This is a genomic window from Kroppenstedtia guangzhouensis, assembly GCF_014637345.1.
GTDB classification, from domain to species: Bacteria; Bacillota; Bacilli; order Thermoactinomycetales; family DSM-45169; genus Kroppenstedtia; species Kroppenstedtia guangzhouensis.
Genome location: NZ_BMEX01000062.1, coordinates 1 through 1,417, shown reverse-complemented (window position 1 = coordinate 1,417; position 1,417 = coordinate 1). Strand labels below are relative to the sequence as shown.

Genomic DNA, 1,417 nt, shown 5'->3' with positions numbered 1-1,417 from the left:
TTTAACCAAATTCGGGCTTACATCCGATGGCGCAACAAAAATAAACGTCATGAGGCGATCTTACGAGAACAAAAGAAGATCAAGGTGGCCTGACAGGGCACTAGTGACTTCTCCATTTCATTGGATAAGTTAAAAAAGACATCCGACAATCAGCCGAATGTCTTTTAATACTTGATGGTTGGTTAAAATGAAGTTGTAGATTAGAAATAACAACCACCTCCACCGCCACTAATACAATATATGAAAAAACCATTCCATAAATGGAATGGTTTTGGACCAAAACGTTCTCTTCAGCTACCTACTGGGTCATCTCTACTTGGTACAGTGTTTTCTGTGACCAAATCACTGGTGCTGATCTTCTCAGCCATTGAGTAAGCACCGGCACAAAAAATCAAAGTAGTTAATGAAACTAGCAAACCTTTTTTAATCCACTTCATCGAAAAACACCCTCTCCGTTTGTCTTAGTTGTTCTTGTAATTGATGCATATTAAGCATACATTTTTGAAATTCCTGCTCATCAATTCCTTTCCATGAACTGGCCAATCCATATAAGGCACGGTGTTCTCGTTTCTTTAGATTGTACTTTTTCGCTAAATTGAGAGACTCGTTAAAGTATTCGGCAGCTTCTCGTTGTTTCCCTTTAAACAGCAACAGTTCCCCCATAGCAATGTATGCCGAAGTTAGGCGAGGCATGTCATTACACTCTTTTCCTATTTGAATTGCCTTTTCAAGTGCTTGAGCCGCCTGCTCATGTTGATCCTTGAGTTTGTATAAAGACCCTAAGCGAATATAGATGTTCGCGACGCTTTTCTTATCCCCCAACTTGTCAGCACATCCAAGTGCATTTGTAAAGCTTTCCTCAGCTTTATCTAGTTCCCCTTTACGTAAATAGACACTTCCAAGAACTGTGGAAAGGCTGTAGATTGAGGAAAATTCGCGATTGATCCTGGCTAGTTCCAGCCCTTCCATAGCATAATGCAATGCTTCTTCATCCATTTCAAGACGATAGTTCAGTTCGGATCGAAGCCAGTAGAAAACGAGCTTAACAAGGATATTCTCAATCCTGGGTAACTCTTTCCAATTATCTTCCACTACCTTCATCGCCGATCCAATCCGACCGATTCGTTCAAGATACAGTCCCTTGTTAGCTTGAAGAAGATACCAAACATCTTGACGCTCTCCATCCATTTGAAATGCATCAATCCCACTTTCAGTAAATTTCAAAGCGTTGTCTAAGTCATTTTGGAAATACTCGCAAATAGCAAGTTCCAAAAAGGAAGTTGCTTCAATATTTGTATGATCAGATTTTTGACTAGTGCCCCATCCGGAAATTTAGTTTGGTAATGGAGGAAGGATTTACACTTGGTTTTCTGGAAGGTAGAGAATCTACCACGGAAACAGCAGGTGAAAGAAATGA

The 1,417-nt window shown here is 40.2% G+C and carries 2 protein-coding genes; both read right to left on the bottom strand.

Annotated features, from left to right (window positions below; all coding sequences use genetic code 11):
* Positions 1-290: 290 nt before the first annotated feature.
* The gene (locus tag IEV46_RS17785; protein ID WP_188433957.1) at positions 291-437 is read right to left on the bottom strand and encodes a hypothetical protein; all 147 of its coding nucleotides are present in this window, start codon (positions 435-437) and stop codon (positions 291-293) included.
* Positions 424-1,272, bottom strand: coding sequence for a tetratricopeptide repeat protein (locus tag IEV46_RS17780; protein ID WP_229736211.1), 849 nt, complete (start codon positions 1,270-1,272; stop codon positions 424-426). The genes IEV46_RS17785 and IEV46_RS17780 overlap by 14 nt, the downstream gene beginning before the upstream one ends.
* Between the last annotated feature and the right edge of the window lie 145 nt (positions 1,273-1,417).

Excerpts from the sequence above, each read along its gene's own strand:
- IEV46_RS17785 (WP_188433957.1), bottom strand. The coding sequence starts at position 437 with ATGAAGTGGATTAAAAAAGGTTTGCTAGTTTCATTAACTACTTTGATT.